The organism is Longicatena caecimuris, assembly GCF_004341945.1.
GTDB classification, from domain to species: Bacteria; Bacillota_I; Bacilli_A; order Erysipelotrichales; family Erysipelotrichaceae; genus Longicatena; species Longicatena caecimuris.
Window position 1 is genome coordinate 68,121 of the sequence record NZ_SMBP01000009.1, and the last position, 20,213, is coordinate 88,333.

A 20,213-nucleotide genomic window follows, 5' to 3' on the forward strand; every position below is an offset into this window, starting at 1 on the left:
GGAAAGGGAGGTGAATGACTTGGCTACCCCACGTTACCTCGAAATTAAGCAACAGCTATTAGATGAGATCAATGGGAAACCAGTGAATTCACCGATAGCATCTGAGCGCGAACTGGCAATTCGGTTTGACGCCAGTCGTATGACCGTCCGCAATGCTGTAAATGAGCTTGTGGAAGAAGGTGTGTTATATCGCGACAAGAATAAGGGTACGTTTGTTGCTGACCGTAAACTGATTAAGAAAAATCTGACTTCAGAATTATTACAGGAACATGATGCCATGGATTTCAGCGTTATTTATTTTTCTGTAAAAAAGGCCGAAGAAATGGCGCCTTACCTAGAAATAAAAGAAACGGATTATATGTTGAGAGTAGTACGCGTCAATAAGATTAATCATCGTCCATTGAGTGTAGAAGAGGTATATTTCATCCGAAGTTTGGTGAGCGACGATGAAATTAACCATTTAAAAGAGCTGCTGAATCTGAACAGTTATATTGAACAGGGGACGGTAACCCAAAGATTTCATCCAATGATCGTGCCTGCACAATATGCCAATCAGTTAAAAATAAAGATTACAACACCAATCATTATGGCAGAAAGTACGATTCGCAGTAAAAATGGTAAACCTCTGGTTTACATAAAAACGTTTTATAACCCTTTCGAAAAAACAATCGAAATTACTTCATAATACCTGTTCTGCAGGTATTTTTTCTATAAAAAAGATTAAAAATCTGATCATCTGCATAAACACAGGGACTTTAAGCAATATGAATGAAAAGGCAAAAGAGATTTACCACTAATTTACTAGATTGAAAGAACCTTGATACGACAAAGAAAATAGCATTTCATACAAGATATGAGATGTCTTTTCGTTGCTGTAACACAGCATAACTTGTCCTTTTTCTGCTTGATTATCTATCATTTTTTAGAGAATGCATTGTCAAGAGCTTGTTGCGTAAGCAATGCTTGCACTCTTGAAAAAACATGGGATAAAAAAATATATATAACATATAGCAGAAAACGGATGACGGTCTATATTGCAAATGTTATAATATTGTCAATTACCTTATTTATACGGGAGAAGAATATTATGGATTTTGCTATATTTAGATTGTTTATACGGGTTTCATTATTTGTTATAGCTTTAATTGCTTGTATTATCTATCTTATCAAAAAGAGAAAGCTCGTTTATGCGATATTTTTTGATAAAGAAGCGATAAAAAAAGAATATACTGGAAAAAACGATATAATATTTCTTCGATTGACGAATGGCGTCTTTATGATAATTGCCATCCTTTTAATCTTATATTTGAAAGATTTTGTTTTAGATATGCCTTATATCATAAACAAACAGTATAGCTATGCAGAAGGATATGTGACTGAACAAGCTCATGGTGGTGCGGATGTATCTTCTGAAAGAAGAAGTATTTTTCTATATGATGAAGTTACAAATGATGAAATCGAATTTACAGTATTTTCTGGGTATGTTGATAAACATACTTATTTAAAAATACAGTATCTTCCACATACGAAATATGGTGCTATTTTAGAAGATAAATAACATACAATTTTTTCTTTTTTGGTAATGTAATGCTATTAGTTGAACAGACGGAGTGAGCCTGCGGCGAGCGAAGATTAAGCCCCCGTTATCTAACAAAGGGGGGCAGAAAAAACAAAAGACAATGGACATTCACAAACGGGAAACGCTGTATTTACAAGGTAAAACTGCATTTTATAAGGTGTGATATAAAAAGTATCTATTTCACACGGCAAATATATATAAACTTATTGAGGAGGATTATGTAAATGAATATTGCAATGATTTTAATAGGTGGTCTTATTTTTCTTTCTTTTCCAGTTATTGTTTTGCAAAAAATCAAAAAAATGAAACAAGAAAATACAGATGAGGCAAAGAAAAAATTAAATTTATATCTTATTTGTATGATGCCCGTTCCAGTAATAGCTATTGTGCTTATTTTACTTGGTCTTAAAGCATTTATATAGTAAACATCAAAGCTTTATAAGTGAAATGAGGGATTCTATGGATAAAAAGGAACTTATAAAACTTTATTTACAAAATGTGGATAAAATGTTCGGATATGCCAACATGGACACATATATTGATGAGCGATTAAAGAAATATATGAAATACTGTCAAAGTGAAGAACCACTATTGTTGTTGAATGATTTTGAAAAAATTGATTTACCGATTATGTATTTAACAGCAGGTAAAAAAAGACTTTTGGATATTGAAAATTATAGGCAAGAAGCGGTAAAGAAAATACAAGCACTTCATTACGATCAGAGCAGTTGGTCTTAGGATTGACTGCTTTTTCTATACAGCTTTTTATTGACAGGCAATTATCAAGATACGGTAGTTGCCTTTTTGGATTGGAGGAATTTTAGAATGAATGATAAAAACTTTATTGAAGAATTAAGGCAAAAACGTGCCACCAAAATAAACAAACGGTTTTATTACTTGTGGTGTTAACTGTTTAAGTAGAAAATGATACTACATCCGATAACATATGGATGTCAAAAGAGCAAGATTCACACGAAACGGTGAGCTTGCTTTTTTTTATTCCTTTCGACAAATGATATGAGAACGGTTCCATTCTTTATGAATTCATACAAATGATGTGAATTGTCATGGAAATATAGCAAGGACACTATAAAAATATGCAGAATTTTAGTATAATGAAAGATATTGCGCAGGAGGTAATCATATGGAACAAGAGCTGTTTGAGAAATATACGAAAACATATGGAAAACGCTTTACAAGAAAGCAAAAACATAAATTTGCAAAAGCTTTGCATGAAGACATGACGCAAGCCGGTTATGAAAAGACGATGATAAAAGGCAGCAAGCTCATCGTCATGAAAGCTGAGGATTATTTTTATGGCAATCGCAAGCGTATGAAGACGGTCATCGTTGTGCCATATGATACACCGGAACGTAAATTCTGGCATAAGGTCTTTTACTTTCCTCTTGATGGAACGAAAACCATGAATAAAACCTTAATTGCTACTTATGTACCGATTATCTTATTATATGTATTTATTTTAGCGGGGCTGTATATTGGTGGAAATTTTCTAAGTGCGCCCACAATGGCAAATCTAATGTCCTTTCTGATGTTTGTACTGGTAATCTTTTTGATCTATCTGATGGTACATGGCATCGGTAACCGCCATAATGTGAATCGTAATTCCAGTGCAGTGGCGGCTGCGGTGGCATTAGCTAAAAGTTTGGATAAAGATGAACGTCAACGTATTGCGTTTCTGTTTACGGATAAAAATAAAGGGAGCTTTTTAGGAGCGAGATGTGCCGATGAGGACTTTGTCAAGGATGGTAAGAATCCAAATGTGATTTGCTTAGACTGTATCGGTAAAGGGGATACAACAATGATTGGTTATAATCCTAGCAATCGTAAGCTGGCAATGGAAATTGCTAAGTGTTATCCAGAAAAAGGAAAACAAATAGAAACTATTAAGCTAGATGAATCTATGCGTGTACAAACTGCAATGTCTTATTTCCGTAAAGCCGTTGTGATTGCCAGTGGTACTCTTGATGAAGATCATCGTCTGTATGTGATGGGAACAGGGACCGGTAAAGATCGGGATGCTGATGCCACACAGATAACAAAAATTATCAACATGTTGCAGGCTTATATCAAAAGCCAAAAATAAGTAGAGAAGGAGGGAATGTATGTTAAGAAAAATCTTATCCCTTTTACATAACAAAATATTTATTGTCGCTGTCTTGATTCTGATACAGTTGGGAGTATTCTTTGGTATCGTTTTTCAGCTGAGCGAATACTTTGTCTGGATTTATTTTCTCTTAATTGCATTAAGCTTTATCATCAGTGTGTATGTCATTAACCGCAATGATAATCCTACCTATAAGATGACATGGGTCTTGTTGATTATGGCATTACCGGTGTTTGGTGGATTGATTTATTTATTGTTTGGCGGTCAAAAGGTGCCCAAAGAATTGCGTATTCGTGATAATCAGGCATTTAGTGAATATAAGGAAATTATATGGCAAAATGCTGAAATCATGGAAGAATTGCAAAATAGTGATACAGCAGCATTTAAACAAGCGAATTATTTATGGAAAAATGCCGGCTTTCCTATTTATAAACATACAGAAACAACCTTTTTTCCGATTGGCGAAGATAAATTTACTGTAATGGTAGAAGAATTGAAAAAAGCGGAGAAGTTCATTTTTTTAGAATACTTCATTATCGCTCCGGGTGTCATGTGGGATACGATTTTGGATATTCTGATTGAAAAGGTGAAACAAGGAGTAGAAGTACGTGTATTATATGATGATGCCGGGTGTATTACGACCTTAGCACCTGATTATTATAAGGTGTTACAAGGCTTGGGGATGAAAGCAAAAGTATTCAATCCCATTAAACCAAGACTAGCCATCCAGATGAATAATCGCGATCATCGCAAAATCTTAGTTATTGACGGTAAGATTGGGATGACTGGTGGTATTAATCTGGCTGATGAGTATATCAATGCGAAAGAACGTTTTGGACATTGGAAAGATTGCAGTGTCATGTTAAAAGGTGAGGCAGTCTGGAATCTGACATTAATGTTTTTGCAATTCTGGAATTATGATGAAAAGATCAAAGATAATGTATTTGATTTTAAACCGGATTTCAATGAGTTTATAGATATTGAAAATGATGGCTATGTGCAGCCATACAGTGATTCTCCGACGGACAATGAGAATGTAGGTGAATATACACATATCAATATGATCAATGGTGCCAATCGTTATGTTTATGCGACAACGCCTTATTTAGTGATTGACAATGAGATGAAAACAGCACTGACCTTAGCAGCCAAGAATGGTGTAGATGTACGTATTTTAGTACCTCACATTCCGGATAAATGGTATGTATTTGCGGTAACCAGAGCCAATTATCAGCCATTAATAGAAGCTGGTGTTAAAATCTATGAATATACGCCTGGCTTTGTCCATGGAAAGACTTTTGTCGTTGATGATGATATGGCCGTTGTGGGAACTGTTAATATGGATTATCGTTCTTATTATTTACATTATGAATGTGGTGTCTGGTTCTATCGCAGCAAGGTTGTTATGGATGTAAAACAGGATTATTTACATAGTTTGGCAAAATCACATGAAGTTACCTTGGAAGAATGCAAGAATGTGAAACTGCCAGTGCGTATCATGCGTTCCATCTTGAATTTATTTTCACCAATGATGTAACATCAGATGAGGCAAGTAGTCTCATCTTCTTTTCATTTGGTTAAAAAGAAGTGAGAAAACGGGATGTTGATGATGTTTCTTTTACGTGAAAATCCCTAGAATACTTTACCTTTTATCAAGATAATAGTATAATATTTAACTATGAGGTGTATAGAATATGACGATAAAAACAGGTTTGATCTGCGAAGGCGGAGGCACAAAGGCTGCATATACTTGCGGTGTTCTACAATGTTTTTTAGATAATGATATTGACTTCCCTTATACGGTAGGCATCAGTGCAGGTGCAGAGGTATTATTACCTTTTGTATCAAAACAACGTGAGCGTTTGCGGATTTCAGGTGTAGATGCCGCAAGCGATCCTAAGGCGATCGGTGTATCACCATTGTTACATGAACGTGGTGTCTTTGGTATTGATCATGTATGTAAATTTATTGAAGAGCATGCACCATTAGATTATGCGGCATTTATGAAAAACCCGACACAGTTGGATATTGGTGTGTATAATATGGATACTAACGAAGTTGAGTACTTTGGCAAAGAATACTTCGATCCGATCGAACAACGTTTGATGAAGGCATCTTGTTCTTTATTTCTATTAACGAGACCGGTGAAATTCCGCAATCATACGTATATGGATGCAGGATTGGTGGATATGATTCCAATTGAACAAAGTATTCGACAGGGCATGGATAAACACGTCTTTATTTCAACAAAAGAAGAAAATTATGTACGCAAACCAGCACCGGGGTGGCAGATACAATTAGCTCGATTGATGTATCCGGGAAATAAACAGATACGTGAATATTTGCGTATTCGTCATGAAAACTACAACCGCCAATGGGGTATTGTGAAAAAGCTGGAAGAAGAGGGAAAAGCAATCGTATTAAGACCAAGTGCCGATTATGGTGTCACGCGTTATACAAGTGATAAGGAATTATTGCAGCGTTGGTTTGACTTAGGTTATGAGGATACGGAAAAACGTTTGACCATGATACGTGAATTTATGGAATCGTAACAGATTCCTTTTTTTTGTTGTAAAGTGATAAAAACAATCGACGTTTTTATTGTTTATCGGTATTGAGGATCGTTTACTAGGGCACTCTTAGGAATATTGAATATGAAAGCCTTTTTGTGGCAGCTTTTGACAATCAAAATAATTGGTGTTTATGATTCTGCCATAGCTGTCATCCTTAAGGAACGTTTTTTGGCAAGGATAAAAAAGATATTACTAGTCAATCATTCTATCGTCGGAAACAAATTGCTCTTTACAATCAATCCATAAGAAATGATAAGAGGCAGATCTTGTGAAAAAGCAGGCATTCATCCTCCTGTGTCATTTTATAATTCCGGCTTGTCACACAATGATTAGCTTTTTATAAGAAACTAAGAAAAGCTTGGATAGTTTCAACATCCTGTAGTATACTGAAACAAATGGAGGTATGTTATGAAACAGGTAACGTTTATGATGTTAAAACCAGATGCTTTTGCAAATCATCAGGAAGATGAGGTCGTGGCAATGTTGACTGCCCATGGATTGTGTATTGAGAAAAGCTGTCGTTTAGAAGTGACGATGGAAGTTATGAAAGTTCTTTTAGACCATTATCATGGTGTCATTGATGCCATGGATAAAGAATTTAATTTTCCCGGGAAATTATTTGCGTCTTTTTATTACAATGGTCCAAGATATATTCAGCCAATGCGTGTCAGTTATGATGGTGAAGAAGATATTATCACATTGACTAGACAGCTGGTTGGAAAGACAAATCCGGCAGAGGCAGGACCAGAAACGATACGCGGGCGCTTTAGTGAAGATAATTATGAGAAAGCAAGTCGTGAAAAGCGATTGGTGAATAATGTGATTCATGCATCTGATGCTAAAGAAAGTGCCGAACGGGAATTACAAATTTGGCAAAATTATTTATAAGAAAATACGAAATGCTGATAAAGCTCTTGTGGATGAAAAAGCTATTGTTAAAACGAAGGTCCGTAATGGAAAGATGAGGAATTCATCTTTTCTTTTACGCTTCTTCATCTTTTAAACAAGCTATATATTTTCTAATAGATATTACCAGAAATTACCAATTGCATATGTTGCGTTCGCTTAATTTTTATTAGGAAATAAGAATTCTCTTTTTTTACATTGACAACGCTGAAAACCAATGCTAGAATGAAATTGTTAATTCAGACTGTTACTCTTTCGAGGCATCACTGAAAATTTTTCAGGGTGTTTTGGAAGAGTTTTTTGTTTGTTGAGGTGAAGAATATGTTGAAAATATTTAAGAGAACAAAAGAAGACGAAGTGTATTCTCCGGTCGCAGGAACATGTATAAAAATTGAAGATGTAAAGGACCAAATGTTTGCCAATAAACTGCTGGGTGATGGAATTGCCATTCTTCCATCGAAGGAAACCATCTATGCGCCAATCGATGGCCAATTGATAATGTTGGCGAATACGAAACATGCTTTTGGCATTAAAAATAAACGGGGGTTAGAAATACTGGTGCATGTAGGCTTAGACAGTGTGAAACTGAAGGGGAAAGGTTTTACCGTATATAAAGAGCTACATGAACATGTTCGTAAAGGGGAAGCTATTTTAAGCTTTGATCAAGCATTATTTGAACAAGAGCAAATAGATATGACCGTTCTGATTATTATTACGAGCAAGTCTGTGATTACTCATAAAACTTATGGGCAGGTATCATCTGCACATAACATCATGAAGATTGCATTGTAATCATCCTATGTATGGAAAGAGGTGAAATGGTATGCGGGTCATTAAGAAATTAAATAATTGTGTTGCCTTATGCATCGATAAAGATCATAACGAATTAATTGCTGTAGGTACTGGCATCGGTTTTGGCAAGATTCCATATGAACTAAAAGACTTAAGCATCATACAAAGAACGTATTACAACGTTGATCAGAAATACTTCCAACTGTTGCAATGTATTGACTATGACGTTATCGATGTGGCTACGAAAATCGTGGATTATGCGAAACGACGTATCCCATACGAATTAAGTTCAAATGTTATCTTTTCATTAGCCGATCATATTCAATTTGCCTTACAAAGGCATCAACAAGGATATATGATGAATTTCATGCTTACGGATGATTTGAAACAATTGTATAAAAAGGAATGTGCTATCGGTACCTATGCATTAACCATCATCCGGAAACAATTAAAGACTACTTTACCTGATGATGAAAAGTATGCCATTGCGTTACATTTTATTAATTATGAAACCACCAATACAAAAGGGCAGAAAGCTGACCATAAAATACTTAACGACATTACGCAAATCATCGAAAGTGAATTTCATATCGAAATTGATAAAGATGGTTTCAACTATGCACGTTTTATCACACATATCCGCTATTTAATGAAACGCATCGCGGAAAAAGAAACATTGAAAACGGAAAATTCCATTCTATATGAAGAAATGGTTGCTAATTTTCCTAAAACGAATGCTTGTGTCCAAAAGCTTTGTACATATTTAGAAAAGAAGATGAATTGCCAATTAGAAAGTGAAGAAATTTTATATTTGATGCTGCATGTAAATCGTTTATGCATGCGTGAGGGGAAAAGCGGATAACCGCCTGGGGAAAGTCTTTTGGTATTAAAACAATGTATCGGCCGTACCATTGTTTAATACATATAGAGGAGGAGCAAAATGTCTAAAAATAAATTTCAGAAATTATCTGAGAATATCGTAAATTACATAGGTTCAAAGGACAATGTTACGTATTTTGTACATTGTGTTACGAGATTGCGTTTTAATTTAAAAGATAAGAGTTTATCAAAGCCGGAAGAGATTGAAAAGCTTCCTGGGGTATTAGGATGTCAATGGCAGGGGGATGAGTTACAAATCATCATTGGACAAGATGTAGATGATGCTTATCGTTTGATATGTAAAGAGCATGGTTTTGTAATGGAAGATGCCATTGATGAAGATTTGGATGTATCAGTGAAAAAGGAAAAGAAAAAGTTAACGATGAAAGGAGCATTTTCCGCAATTGCGGATATTATTTCCGGTTCGCTGATACCTTTTATCCCGGTATTGATCGGTGCCGGTATGATCAAGGTGCTATGTCTGTTACTATCGACCTTTGGTATACTTGATCCCGCTGGTTCTACATACAACATGTTATCTATTGTAGGAGATGCCGGTTTCTATTTCTTACCTGTTTTTATCGGTAAAGGTGCGGCAAAGAAATTCAATACGGATGAAGGTTTAGGAATGCTAATGGGTTTGATGCTGGTAGCACCATCATTCATAGCATTAGTTGATGAAGGAGCTTCTATCACGTTGTTTGGCTTACCTGTTTATGCAGGTACTTACAGCTATATGGTTTTCCCAGTCATTTTATGTGTTATGATCATGGCACCAGTAGAGCGTTTCTTTAAGAAGATATCGCCAAGCTTTTTAAGAGTGATTATGGAACCATTCGCTACTTTACTTGTGATGATTCCACTAGCCTTCTGTGTGCTGGCGCCTTTAGGTGCAATCTTAGGTACGTATATTACGGCATTTCTGATGTGGCTGTATGAGACAACGGGTTTTATCGGCATGGCAGTGCTAGGTGCACTATATCCATTCCTTGTTATTACCGGTATGCATAATGCGACAACACCGTACTGGTTGGAGTCTTTTACAAAATTTGGCTATGAACCCATCGTATCCCCGATAGACTGTCTGAATAATATTAATCAAGGATTAGCAGCAGCGGCAGTTGCTTGTAAAACAAAGAATAAAGAATTAAAATCAACAGGGTTATCATGTGGATTTACAGCAATCATTGCCGGCATTAGTGAACCATCCATGTTTGGTGTAAATTTAAAATATAAAACACCATTGATTTGTGTTTGTATCGGTAACTTCTTTGGCGCCGGATTATGTGGCTTGTTGCAAGTATATTGTTACAATGTTTATGGAACCGGGGGAATGTTTGCCATCCCTTGCTACATAGGACCGACCGCGACGAATATTATCTTTTATATTCTTGCAATGTTGTTAGGAGGAGCCATTACTTTTATCGCGACGTATATAACGTTTAAAGATTGTGCATAGAAAGGAGATAACTATGAGTCTACGAAATGATTTCTTTTGGGGTGGTTCTACTTCAGCGGATCAATGTGAAGGAGCATGGCAAGAAGGGAGAAAAGGGATAAATGCAGTTGATGTTATGACGGCAGGTGATGTAAATACCCCAAGAGCGATCACCCTGGATATTGATCCAAAGAAAAATTATCCTTCGCATAAGGCGATAGATCATTATCATCGCTATCAAGAAGATATTGCTTTATTTAAGGAGATGGGTTTTCGCATGTATCGCTTTTCCATCGATTGGTCCAGAATATATCCGAATGGTTATGATACAAAACCTAATGAGGAAGGGTTACAGCATTATGATGAAGTTATAGCATATTGCAGGAAGTGTGGGATAGAGCCGACGGTGACATTATGCCATTTTGAGACACCGATAGGAATGTTTAAAAAGTTTGGTTCTTGGCTTCATCGCGATGCCATTGATTGTTTTGTTCGCTATTGTGAAACAGTGTTCAAGCGTTATAATGGAAAAGTTAAATATTGGCTGCCTATTAATGAAATCAATACGATGACCGATTGTCCATGGTGGGCAGGTGCTATAAGCGAAGATGCCAGCTATAAAGAGCGTATGATTGCCGCCTATCATCAATTGATAGCACATGCAAAGGTGGTAACCTTGGCTCATGAAATCAATAAGGAGAATCAAGTAGGCAGTATGTATGGGGGGATCTTTTCATACCCTGCTACATGTCATCCTGATGATATTATGGCAAATGAAACATTTATGAAGAACTATATGTTTTACGTAGATGTGCAAAATCGTGGATATTATCCATCTTATAAACGCAAAGAACTGGCAAGAAAGGGAATTGTTTTACCAGTACAAAAGGAAGATGATGACATTCTAAGAAAGGGAGTTGTAGATTTTATTTCCTATAGTTACTACAATACGGTAGTTGTTGGAAAAGATACGAAAGATTTTGATTTGATATCCTTTACGACAGGCTATACAAATCCCTATTTAGAAAAGACAAAATGGGGATGGGAAATTGATCCGGTTGGTCTTCGCTATTCTTTAAATTATATGTATGATCGTTATCAAAAACCTATCTTTATCGTTGAAAATGGAATCGCAGATTATGATGTATTGGAACATGGCAGCGTACAGGATACGTATCGAAAATATTATTTAAAAAATCATATAACGGAATTGAAGAAAGCGGTTGATTATGATGGAGTAGATGTCAGAGGATATTTATGGTGGGGGCCGCTAGACATCGTAAGCTCAGGAACCGGTGAAATGAAAAAGCGGTATGGTTTCATCTATGTTGATGTAGACGATCAAGGGAATGGCAGTGGAACGCGTTATAAGAAGTGTTCGTTTGCTTATTATAAGAAAGTCATTCAATCAAATGGAGAAGATCTGGAAATCACAGAGTAAAAAAGCAGAAAAGCAGAGTATAGGAAATGCACTTATAATTTATGTATCCCCCGTATGGGGTACACTTTATGATGATGCCATTAAGACTCTGCTTTTCATTCCTTGTGAAATAACTTAACATTTATTTGGAATTTGTGGATAAATTTACATTTGAATCTGTACATAGAAAAAAAATAATGCTATAATATCTGCGCACGATTTCATGTGCCGGCTTAGCTCAGTTGGTAGAGCAACGCACTCGTAACGCGTAGGTCGTAGGTTCAAGTCCTATAGCCGGCACCATATTTGTAATGAAGGCCACGATAAAAGTGGCGTTTTTTATGAAAGCAGAAAAGTATACACTGGTTCCTTACCTCCCAGTATAATAATAGGCAATTCATAACATAAAAATAAAAGCACATGTTTTTTTTGTGTTTTATCTATTTTTACTTATGGCCTTGCTTATTATGTGAGGTCATTTTTTATTGGAGGATATGCAAATGAAAAGAAAAGTGATTATTGACTGTGATCCGGGGATTGACGATAGTTTAGCGTTGATGCTGGCATTATCATCTTTAGAGATTGAAGTGTTAGGCATTACCATTGTTTGTGGAAATGCTCCATTACAACTTGGCTTTGCGAATGCTAAGAAAGTATTGCGCCATATGAATCGCCTGGATGTTCCTATTTATCTGGGAGCAGATAAACCTTTACAAAAACCTTTCTGTGATGCTTTAGATACTCATGGCAGTGATGGCTTAGGTGAAAGTTATTTAGAAGAAGTAGCGGGCTATGAGCAAAACATAGATGCTGTTAGCTTTTTATGTGAAACATTAACAAAGGAAGCTTGTTCCATTATCGCGTTGGGGCCTTTGACAAATCTGGCGCATCTCATACAGCAGAATGCCGCAGCGTTTGCCAACATCGAACAACTTGTTTCCATGGGAGGCAGTTATAAAGCACATGGTAATTGTTCACCCGTTGCGGAATACAATTACTGGGAAGATCCTGAGGCAGCTGCGATTGTCTATCATGAAATGGAACGCCTACAAAAACAAATCCATATGGTTGGCTTAGATGTGACACGAAAGATCGTATTAACACCGAATTTGCTTTCTTATATCGAACGTCTTGATGCAAAACAAGGAAGTTTCATTCGCAAAATAACAAAATTTTATTATGACTTTCACTGGAAACAAGAACATTTGATTGGCTGTGTGATCAATGATCCACTCGCAGTGGCATATTTTCTAAATCCTGCTATTTGCAGCGGCTTCAGCTCAAATGTACAAGTTGCGTGTGATGGGCTATCCCGTGGACAAACAATTGTGGATGCTTATGACTTTTATCAGCGAAAAGCCAATGCACATATTCTCACACAAGTCGATGTGCATGCATTTTTCCGCTTATTTATCAGCCGTATCTTAGCAATCCCAACTGATGCCTTAGATATTTTGGATACCGTATGTTAAGGAAGGAAAGGGAAGACATGAAAACAAAATTTACCATTTATCATATTAGTATGATAGCACTGGCTGTGGTGCTCAATTTGATTGGTGGACAAATCGCACTTATGCTGAAACTGCCGATTTATTTAGATAGTATGGGTACTATGTTTATTGCGGCAGTCTATGGCCCTTTCTATGGGATGCTGCCAAGTTTGTTAAGTGGCTTAATTTTAGGAATAACCGTTGATATGTATTCCTTATACTATGCTCCTGTCGGTATCTTTCTGGGATTGCTTGCCGGCTTTGTTTGGCGTAAAAAGCAAGATAAGCGATGGTGGTTTTTCCTTGGTGCTTTGATGATCAGTGTGCCAACGTCCTTCTTAAGTGCATTGATTACAGCGTATCTATTTGGTGGTATTACCTCGAGTGGCTCTACCTTTTTTGTGCAGCTTTTAGCGAAAACACCTTTAGGATTGACAATGAGCTGCTTTGTGGTGCAAGTGATCACCGATTATATTGATCGTATGATTACGCTGCTATTTGTCGCTGCCTTATTAAAAAAGCTGCCAACAAGCCTACTGCATAATCTAAAACGACATGCAGAACGTTAATTGGACAGCGAACATAAGTAAAATGGTATTAGGTTTTATAGATAAGCAAGAGCTTTAAGAAGCTGCTAGTATAAAAGGAATTAGAAACAAATGAATCACACTTCATATGAGCTATGCGCATTCGGTAATTTTCCGAATGGCATGGACAGGACAAAGCTCATAACAGAGCCCACAGTGAAGACAATGGGATTGTACGATATGGTAAGGCTTGCCTTGTTTGATGCACTGTTGTGGACAGCTGCTCAGACATTTATTACAACCAATGCAATTTGTTTGTATCTGATAGCCATCCTGAAGCAGTTGTACATCATCCTCCATGCGTAAGCATTCGCGATTGATAGGTTCCTTACCTAAATCAAACCATTCCAACACACCCTTTGCTACTTTAAAGGCTTCTAGGATATAACGAGAATCTTTCGGATACACTTGCTTCATCTGTGGGTTCTCCATAAAGATTTTATCGATCCACATGACTTGCTTTGTTAAATGTTCGACTTCTCCCTGCAGGCGTATCATTTGCCAAGAGGCATTCATTCCGGTAATGGCAATGACTGGCTTCATCATTAACTCCTGATAAAAGGCTTTTCCTCTTGCTGTACAAAAGTAAATGGCATTTTCATCCGCCAGCATTACATCAATTATGCGATTCTTTGGATTTCCTTGGGCATCTACACTGGCCATGGCTACACTGCGGATGTTGCGCAATTCTTGTAAGAGATCTTGTTTTTTCATATGCATCCTTCTTTCTTGACAACTTAACTATAACCCAAGCATAACGGAAAAGAAAGTTTGCCGTTTGGAAAATACCATTAAGAAAGAAGAGGCTGTACATAGAGAATCTTTTCATCTTGTTGCTTATTATCTTTTATCATTCTTTATTAAAGACTTGTTGGCTTTTGACTTGTCTTTATTATCCAGAGGCAATGTTAAGTTCTTCTCATTGCATAAGCTTGATTGACATAGTAATCAGCATATAAAAGGTTGCTAGCTCATAACCATTAAAAGAGGCACTGGCCTCTTTTTTGTTGGAATATATAAAAGTTTGCTAGCTCATAATCATTGAAAGAGGCACTGGCCTCTTTTTTTTGTTGGAATGCTTAGATCACTTGCATAATCCATTGGCTTGAAGTTGTGTATATAGCATTTCCTCTTCTTCCTTTGGCATATGACATTTCCCCATGGTGACACTTGGTTTTGTCTTGCCATGGAAATCACTGCCACAAGTAATCAATAAATTGTGTTGTAATGCGGCTTGTTTATAATAAGCAATTTGCTCTGGTGTATGATAACTGCTGTACACCTCAATGCCATTGAATGGCAGTTTCAGCAAAGCTTCTAATAAAGCCGCATCTTCTTTCACATTATTACCGGGATGGGCTAACACTGCCAGAGCATGTTGTGAATGATAGAGGGCAATAGCTTTTTCCATACTCATATAATGAATAGGCACATAAGCTACTTTTCCTTGCGCACAATAATCCCAATAGAAATTCACATAAGGGTTATCACTGCGTGCACCACCAAAATAATAAGGTTTCATATGGGGATTGTCTTTATTACGTGCATCCTCCATGGCGATTTCACAAATGGTTTCGGCCACATAAATGCCGTGAAAGCTGCGTCGTTTTAATTCTTCTTCATCAATATAAATATGCAAATGTTCTCTTAATAAAGCCAATCGCTGAGCGCTTGCCTGTTGCTCCTGGGTTATAATATCTTTTTCAATTTCGGCATATTCTTTTGCCTCGGGATTTATGCCATAGCCTAATAAATGAAAGTCGTGGCCTTGAAATGTACAATCCAGTTCGATTGCCGGTATCAATTGTACTCCTTTGGTATCTGTAACATCGTGATAAGCTCTGGTCGAATTATGATCAGCGATTGCCATAACGCGCAAACCGTTATGGTTGGCTTGCTCACATAATTCTTTAACGCTAAATTCGCCATCAATGCTGTATTGGGAATGCATGTGTAAATCAATGGTATTCATAAAGTAGCTCCTTTCAAGTTTCGATAATATAAGGGATAGGCAGTCGTGCTTTTTCTTCTTTGCTTAGCTGTGTTGTGATAAAAACATCAAACTGAGAGAACTTGGCATATTGATAATGGGCATATCGCTCAAATTTAGAGGCATCGGATACCAAGATGGCTTTATGTGATCGTTCTAAGATCGCCTTGTTCATCATCAACTCATCTTCACGCATATTGGCAGGACCATCCAAATCTTTACAGCCATCCATGCCAAAGATACACACATCAAAGAAAAGTGATTGGATCAAAGGCATGCTAAAATCGCCCGATAAACGCTTACCTTCAGGTACATACGTGCCACCTGTCATAATAATCTTATGACCACTATCCTGCATGGAAGATACTAAGTCTAAAGAATTTGTCACAAAGGTCAGCTGCTTCTTCTGTTTCAAAAACATACCGAGATAAGCGGCTGTGCTGCAAGCGTCAATATAGATGATATCATCATCATGAAGAAAGGCCGGCACTTGTCTGGCAATGCGTCGTTTTTCCTGAATATATTCTTGTGAGCGAATATCGTAGGGAATATCGATATTGCTGGAACGTTCTCGGGCTCCGCCATGGGTACGGTATAAGACACCTTTTTCTTCTAAAAAAGCCAAATCTTTGCGAATGGTTTCACACGATACCAGCAATTCTTTTGCCAGCGCTTGTACATGAACGATATGCCGTGTAGCTACGATCTGTTCAATTTGCTTGCGACGCAGGGTTGTTGTTTTTGACATGTCATCCCTCCTTACTTTGATTTTATCAAAACAAAAGAAAATTACAAGAAAGAATGGAAAACAGAAGAATTTATGTTTGAATTTCAGCAGATATATGTTTTGTATCGTGGAAAACAAAAGGAAATACAATGGGTATCTAATGGTTTTATTCCTTTGCCTGCATGCTTGTTCCTGATTTCCAATGATTGCCAGTAGATAAAGGATCGATGGTATTGACACGATAAGTTATCCATGGTAAACTTCTATCGAAATTTCTGTTAGATTAGACTAACTTATGGAGGACTTATGATTGATAAAAGGTTATTAAAAGAGATGCCACAAGCAAAAGTCATGGTATGGAAACAGGTATTCATGCAATGGCTGGGCATGTTGAGCAATATCGGAATGGTTTTTCTTTTCGCAAATATCTTTGTGGAAATGTTTCAGGATACCTTGACGTTACGCAATCTGATGCTATGTGCCATCGGTGTCATATTGATGATTATCGTTCGCATGCTTACCAGTATGCAGGCAAGCCGGTATTCCTATAGGGCAAGCTGTGATGTTAAAAATCATCTTCGTCAACGCATATATGAGAAGTTGCTGGAGCTAAAGAACAGTTATACGCAACATATTGCGACAAGTGAACTGGTACAGCTCAGCGTGGAAGGTGTTGATCAGCTAGAGACGTATTTTGGACGATATTTGCCACAGTTTTTCTATAGCATGTTAGCACCGTTGACTTTATTTTTGATTCTTGTCTGGCTGGATTGGCGAAGCTCTTTGGTGTTGTTGGTATGTGTACCACTAATTCCACTCTCCATCATCGCCGTACAAAAGTTTGCGAAAAAGCTGTTATCAAAATATTGGACGAGCTATGCCAGTCTTGGAGATAGCTTCTTAGAAAATCTGCAAGGCTTAACTACCTTAAAAATCTATCAGGCTGATGGATATAAGCATGAAGAAATGAATAAAGAAGCAGAAACGTTTCGCCGTATTACGATGAAGGTGTTGACGATGCAGTTAAACAGTGTAAGTGTGATGGATCTGATAGCTTATGGTGGGGCAGCAATTGGCAGTATCGTAGCCATGATTGCATATCGAAATGGTTCTATTTCATTATTTGCTGTCATCAGTATCGTGTTGTTATCAAGTGAATTTTTCATTCCCTTACGTCTGTTGGGCTCATTTTTCCATATTGCGATGAATGGGATTGCCGCAAGTGCGAAAATCTTTCGTTTGTTGGATATACCACTTCAGGAAGAAGCCAAATGCACATTATCCGATGAACCGGTTGTCATGCAACTATCGCATGTTACCTTTGCTTATGATCAACAGCGTGTTGTCTTACAGGATGTCAGCTTAAACGTTTTGGTAAACAGCTTTGTATCCATCGTAGGCGAAAGTGGCTCTGGTAAGAGCACGATTGCTAAGTTATGTTGTGGATTTGCATCGGATTATCAAGGGAGTATCACTGTACAGGGGATAGAGCGTTCTTCTTTAGCTGATGCATCCTTTTATAAAAAGGTGATGTATGTGACCCATAAGCCAACCATCATAAAAGGAAGTGTTCGTGAAAACTTACGAATGGGTAATCCTTTAGCAAGTGATGAAGCGTTATGGAAAGTTTTGCAAGATGTCTGTATCGCAGATTTCTTACAGGAACAAGATGGTCTTGATACGATGTTAGAGGAAGGCGGACAGAATTTGTCTGGAGGACAGCGGCAGCGTCTGGCAATGGCCAGAGCATTATTGGCGGATCGAGAAGTCTATATTTTCGATGAGGCAACTAGTAACATCGACATGGAAAGTGAAGATGCTATTTTACAGTTGATTCATCGTTTAAAGAAAGAAAAAACGGTATTGTTGATTACCCATCGTTTAAGTAGTGTCGTAGATAGTGATTGTATTTATGTCATGGAAAAAGGAAGCTGTGTAGAACAGGGGACACATGAAGAATTAAGGAGACAAAACGGTGTATATGAACGTATGTTTAAACAACAACAGACACTGGAACAGTTTTATAAGGAGCAAACAGTATGAAACAAGAAAGTAATTTTAAACTGATGCTGCGCATGAGCAGCTTAGTAAAACCATTAACAGGTTATATGATATTAGCCATTACATTAGGGGTCACTGGCTTTCTTTGTGCCATCTTCATTCCCTATTTTGCCTCTTTATTGATTGCACATATCGCTATACAGGCACCGGATTTTCCCATCTCTGTATTCTTTATCATAATGGGAGTATGTGCTATCTTGCGAGGTATTTTGCATTATGGAGAACAAGCATGCAATCATTATATTGCTTTTAAATTGTTAGCTATTTTAAGAGATCGCGTATTTTCCACTTTACGTCGCTTATGTCCGGCAAAGTTAGAAGGGAAAGACAGCGGCAATCTGATTTTTTTGATCACCAGTGATATTGAGGCCTTGGAGGTTTTTTATGCCCATACGATTTCTCCTATCTTCATTGCCATCCTTACTTGTTTGATCTTATTAGGTATGTTTCTCAACCTGCATCCTGTTTTTGCCCTTATTGCCTTCTTTGCCTATTGCAGTATTGGCATCTTATTGCCATTGTATATTACCAAAAAAGGGAAAGCGGATGGAAAAGCATCACGTAAGGAATTTGGCGATTTAAGTGATTATACATTGGAGTCTTTGCGAGGAATGCAGGACATCTTGCAGTATGAAGCAGGCAAGGAACGCTTAGCGGGTATGCAAAAGCGCAGTACGATTGTAAATGAACGGCAAAAGAAATTGAAGCACTATGAAGGTGTGAGTATGGCGCTGGCCAATATGGCTATCATGGGTTTCTCTTGTATAATGGTGCTTTGTGCAGGTTGGCTCTATCTATTGAATGAAATCAGTTTTACCAGTGCGCTGATGGGAAGTGTTTTACTGCTTTCTAGCTTTGGACCAGTGATGGCACTCAGCAATTTATCAAATAATCTATTAATTACAATGGCCAGTGCAAGACGCGTATTGCATCTGTTGGATGAACAGGAGCAGGTAGAAGAAATCAATGGTAAGCAGAAGGTGGCCTTTGGTGACATGTGTTTGCAGGAGGTATCCTTTGCTTATGCTGATGAGATGATCTTACAGGACTTTCATGCGGTGTTTGAAAAGGGAAAGATTACAGGTATCTTAGGAAAAAGTGGTTCTGGTAAATCCACTTTATTAAAACTCTTAATGCGATTTTGGTCTGTTACACAAGGTCAGATTCATGTGAATGATACAGCAATAAAGGATATCAATACAAAAGACTTACGGCAGATGCAGGGGTATGTGACCCAGGATACGGTACTGTTTCATGATTCCATCTTGAATAATATTCGCATTGCCAAACTAAACGCATCGATAGATGAAGTAGAGGCGGCATGTAAAAAGGCTAATATCCATGATTTTATTATGTCGTTGCCAAAAGATTATGCAACACCGGTTGCAGAACTTGGAGAATCGTTATCGCAGGGAGAACGTCAGCGTATTGCTTTGGCAAGAGCTTTCTTACATGATGCACCTTGTCTTTTACTGGATGAACCAACCAGCAATCTGGATGCGCTAAATGAGGCGGCCATTTTAAGTAAGCTGGCTGAACAGAGAGATAAAACTATCGTTTTGGTATCTCATCGTCCAAGTACCTTGCGCTTTGTTGATCATTTGATTCAAATGAAGCATACGCGTAGCAGCTGATGGTTCGCATGA

The 20,213-nt window shown here is 37.4% G+C and carries 20 protein-coding genes and 1 tRNA gene; 18 read left to right on the forward strand and 3 right to left on the reverse strand.

Annotated elements, in window-relative coordinates; translation table 11 throughout:
* Positions 1–10: 10 nt before the first annotated feature.
* The 16 genes from EDD61_RS06970 (at position 11) to EDD61_RS07040 (ending at position 13,771) form a co-directional block, all read left to right on the forward strand.
* Positions 11–685, forward strand: a complete 675-nt coding sequence (locus EDD61_RS06970; RefSeq protein ID WP_008979241.1) for a GntR family transcriptional regulator — start codon at positions 11–13, stop codon at positions 683–685.
* 402 nt (positions 686–1,087) lie between these two features.
* The gene (locus tag EDD61_RS06975) at positions 1,088–1,558 is read left to right on the forward strand and encodes a hypothetical protein (RefSeq protein ID WP_132224764.1); all 471 of its coding nucleotides are present in this window, start codon (positions 1,088–1,090) and stop codon (positions 1,556–1,558) included.
* 245 nt (positions 1,559–1,803) lie between these two features.
* A complete protein-coding gene (locus EDD61_RS06980) occupies positions 1,804–2,001 on the forward strand; it encodes a hypothetical protein (protein WP_132224766.1) in 198 nt (65 codons plus the stop codon).
* A gap of 37 nt (positions 2,002–2,038) precedes the next feature.
* Positions 2,039–2,317, forward strand: coding sequence for a hypothetical protein (locus tag EDD61_RS06985; protein ID WP_132224768.1), 279 nt, complete (start codon positions 2,039–2,041; stop codon positions 2,315–2,317).
* A gap of 406 nt (positions 2,318–2,723) precedes the next feature.
* On the forward strand, positions 2,724–3,683 hold the full coding sequence (locus EDD61_RS06990; RefSeq protein ID WP_008686906.1) for a hypothetical protein: 960 nt from the start codon (positions 2,724–2,726) through the stop codon (positions 3,681–3,683).
* 19 nt (positions 3,684–3,702) lie between these two features.
* On the forward strand, positions 3,703–5,241 hold the full coding sequence (cls, locus tag EDD61_RS06995) for a cardiolipin synthase (protein WP_132224770.1): 1,539 nt from the start codon (positions 3,703–3,705) through the stop codon (positions 5,239–5,241).
* 157 nt (positions 5,242–5,398) lie between these two features.
* The gene (locus tag EDD61_RS07000) at positions 5,399–6,256 is read left to right on the forward strand and encodes a patatin-like phospholipase family protein (protein ID WP_008686909.1); all 858 of its coding nucleotides are present in this window, start codon (positions 5,399–5,401) and stop codon (positions 6,254–6,256) included.
* A 102-nt stretch (positions 6,257–6,358) separates the two neighbouring features.
* Positions 6,359–6,523 (forward strand): hypothetical protein, encoded by a 165-nt coding sequence (locus EDD61_RS13810; protein ID WP_165877199.1) that lies wholly within the window; start codon positions 6,359–6,361, stop codon positions 6,521–6,523.
* Between the two features lie 162 nt (positions 6,524–6,685).
* Positions 6,686–7,165, forward strand: coding sequence for a nucleoside-diphosphate kinase (locus tag EDD61_RS07005; protein ID WP_008686910.1), 480 nt, complete (start codon positions 6,686–6,688; stop codon positions 7,163–7,165).
* 339 nt (positions 7,166–7,504) lie between these two features.
* Positions 7,505–7,975, forward strand: a complete 471-nt coding sequence (locus EDD61_RS07010) for a PTS sugar transporter subunit IIA (protein ID WP_132224772.1) — start codon at positions 7,505–7,507, stop codon at positions 7,973–7,975.
* Positions 7,976–8,006: 31 nt separating this feature from the next.
* Positions 8,007–8,837 (forward strand): PRD domain-containing protein, encoded by an 831-nt coding sequence (locus EDD61_RS13815; protein ID WP_165877200.1) that lies wholly within the window; start codon positions 8,007–8,009, stop codon positions 8,835–8,837.
* A 78-nt stretch (positions 8,838–8,915) separates the two neighbouring features.
* Positions 8,916–10,313, forward strand: a complete 1,398-nt coding sequence (locus EDD61_RS07020; RefSeq protein ID WP_132224774.1) for a PTS transporter subunit EIIC — start codon at positions 8,916–8,918, stop codon at positions 10,311–10,313.
* 13 nt (positions 10,314–10,326) lie between these two features.
* Positions 10,327–11,733 (forward strand): glycoside hydrolase family 1 protein, encoded by a 1,407-nt coding sequence (locus EDD61_RS07025; protein WP_132224776.1) that lies wholly within the window; start codon positions 10,327–10,329, stop codon positions 11,731–11,733.
* A gap of 206 nt (positions 11,734–11,939) precedes the next feature.
* Positions 11,940–12,015: transfer RNA gene (locus EDD61_RS07030), tRNA-Thr, on the forward strand.
* 197 nt (positions 12,016–12,212) lie between these two features.
* Positions 12,213–13,184 carry a nucleoside hydrolase gene (locus EDD61_RS07035; RefSeq protein ID WP_020990855.1) on the forward strand — a complete coding sequence of 324 codons (972 nt, stop codon included), beginning with the start codon at positions 12,213–12,215 and terminating at the stop codon, positions 13,182–13,184.
* A 17-nt stretch (positions 13,185–13,201) separates the two neighbouring features.
* Positions 13,202–13,771, forward strand: coding sequence for an ECF transporter S component (locus tag EDD61_RS07040; protein WP_008686920.1), 570 nt, complete (start codon positions 13,202–13,204; stop codon positions 13,769–13,771).
* A 111-nt stretch (positions 13,772–13,882) separates the two neighbouring features.
* Here EDD61_RS07040 and EDD61_RS07045 read toward each other — a convergent pair whose 3' ends face one another.
* The 3 genes from EDD61_RS07045 to EDD61_RS07055 all read right to left on the reverse strand — a co-directional run bounded on the left by EDD61_RS07045 (position 13,883) and on the right by EDD61_RS07055 (position 16,527).
* Complete coding sequence (locus EDD61_RS07045; RefSeq protein WP_008686922.1) at positions 13,883–14,503, reverse strand: 4Fe-4S binding protein; 621 nt, start codon at positions 14,501–14,503, stop codon at positions 13,883–13,885.
* 370 nt (positions 14,504–14,873) lie between these two features.
* Positions 14,874–15,761, reverse strand: coding sequence for a PHP domain-containing protein (locus EDD61_RS07050; protein ID WP_008686924.1), 888 nt, complete (start codon positions 15,759–15,761; stop codon positions 14,874–14,876).
* Between the two features lie 13 nt (positions 15,762–15,774).
* Positions 15,775–16,527, reverse strand: coding sequence for a DeoR/GlpR family DNA-binding transcription regulator (locus tag EDD61_RS07055; protein WP_008686926.1), 753 nt, complete (start codon positions 16,525–16,527; stop codon positions 15,775–15,777).
* A 285-nt stretch (positions 16,528–16,812) separates the two neighbouring features.
* Here EDD61_RS07055 and EDD61_RS07060 point away from each other — a divergent pair, with 285 nt between their 5' ends.
* Positions 16,813–18,549 carry an ABC transporter ATP-binding protein/permease gene (locus EDD61_RS07060; RefSeq protein ID WP_132224778.1) on the forward strand — a complete coding sequence of 579 codons (1,737 nt, stop codon included), beginning with the start codon at positions 16,813–16,815 and terminating at the stop codon, positions 18,547–18,549.
* Entirely contained in the window at positions 18,546–20,201 is a 1,656-nt protein-coding gene (locus EDD61_RS07065; protein WP_117548074.1) for an amino acid ABC transporter ATP-binding/permease protein, read from the forward strand. The genes EDD61_RS07060 and EDD61_RS07065 overlap by 4 nt, the downstream gene beginning before the upstream one ends.
* The last annotated feature ends 12 nt before the right edge of the window (positions 20,202–20,213 follow it).

Coding starts and splice junctions, on each gene's coding strand:
- EDD61_RS06975 (WP_132224764.1), top strand. CDS start 1,088: ATGGATTTTGCTATATTTAGATTGTTTATACGGGTTTCATTATTTGTT.
- EDD61_RS06980 (WP_132224766.1), top strand. CDS start 1,804: ATGAATATTGCAATGATTTTAATAGGTGGTCTTATTTTTCTTTCTTTT.
- EDD61_RS06985 (WP_132224768.1), top strand. CDS start 2,039: ATGGATAAAAAGGAACTTATAAAACTTTATTTACAAAATGTGGATAAA.
- EDD61_RS06990 (WP_008686906.1), top strand. CDS start 2,724: ATGGAACAAGAGCTGTTTGAGAAATATACGAAAACATATGGAAAACGC.
- cls (WP_132224770.1), top strand. CDS start 3,703: ATGTTAAGAAAAATCTTATCCCTTTTACATAACAAAATATTTATTGTC.
- EDD61_RS07000 (WP_008686909.1), top strand. CDS start 5,399: ATGACGATAAAAACAGGTTTGATCTGCGAAGGCGGAGGCACAAAGGCT.
- EDD61_RS13810 (WP_165877199.1), top strand. CDS start 6,359: ATGAAAGCCTTTTTGTGGCAGCTTTTGACAATCAAAATAATTGGTGTT.
- EDD61_RS07005 (WP_008686910.1), top strand. CDS start 6,686: ATGAAACAGGTAACGTTTATGATGTTAAAACCAGATGCTTTTGCAAAT.
- EDD61_RS07010 (WP_132224772.1), top strand. CDS start 7,505: ATGTTGAAAATATTTAAGAGAACAAAAGAAGACGAAGTGTATTCTCCG.
- EDD61_RS13815 (WP_165877200.1), top strand. CDS start 8,007: ATGCGGGTCATTAAGAAATTAAATAATTGTGTTGCCTTATGCATCGAT.
- EDD61_RS07020 (WP_132224774.1), top strand. CDS start 8,916: ATGTCTAAAAATAAATTTCAGAAATTATCTGAGAATATCGTAAATTAC.
- EDD61_RS07025 (WP_132224776.1), top strand. CDS start 10,327: ATGAGTCTACGAAATGATTTCTTTTGGGGTGGTTCTACTTCAGCGGAT.
- EDD61_RS07035 (WP_020990855.1), top strand. CDS start 12,213: ATGAAAAGAAAAGTGATTATTGACTGTGATCCGGGGATTGACGATAGT.
- EDD61_RS07040 (WP_008686920.1), top strand. CDS start 13,202: ATGAAAACAAAATTTACCATTTATCATATTAGTATGATAGCACTGGCT.
- EDD61_RS07045 (WP_008686922.1), bottom strand. CDS start 14,503: ATGAAAAAACAAGATCTCTTACAAGAATTGCGCAACATCCGCAGTGTA.
- EDD61_RS07050 (WP_008686924.1), bottom strand. CDS start 15,761: ATGAATACCATTGATTTACACATGCATTCCCAATACAGCATTGATGGC.
- EDD61_RS07055 (WP_008686926.1), bottom strand. CDS start 16,527: ATGTCAAAAACAACAACCCTGCGTCGCAAGCAAATTGAACAGATCGTA.
- EDD61_RS07060 (WP_132224778.1), top strand. CDS start 16,813: ATGATTGATAAAAGGTTATTAAAAGAGATGCCACAAGCAAAAGTCATG.
- EDD61_RS07065 (WP_117548074.1), top strand. CDS start 18,546: ATGAAACAAGAAAGTAATTTTAAACTGATGCTGCGCATGAGCAGCTTA.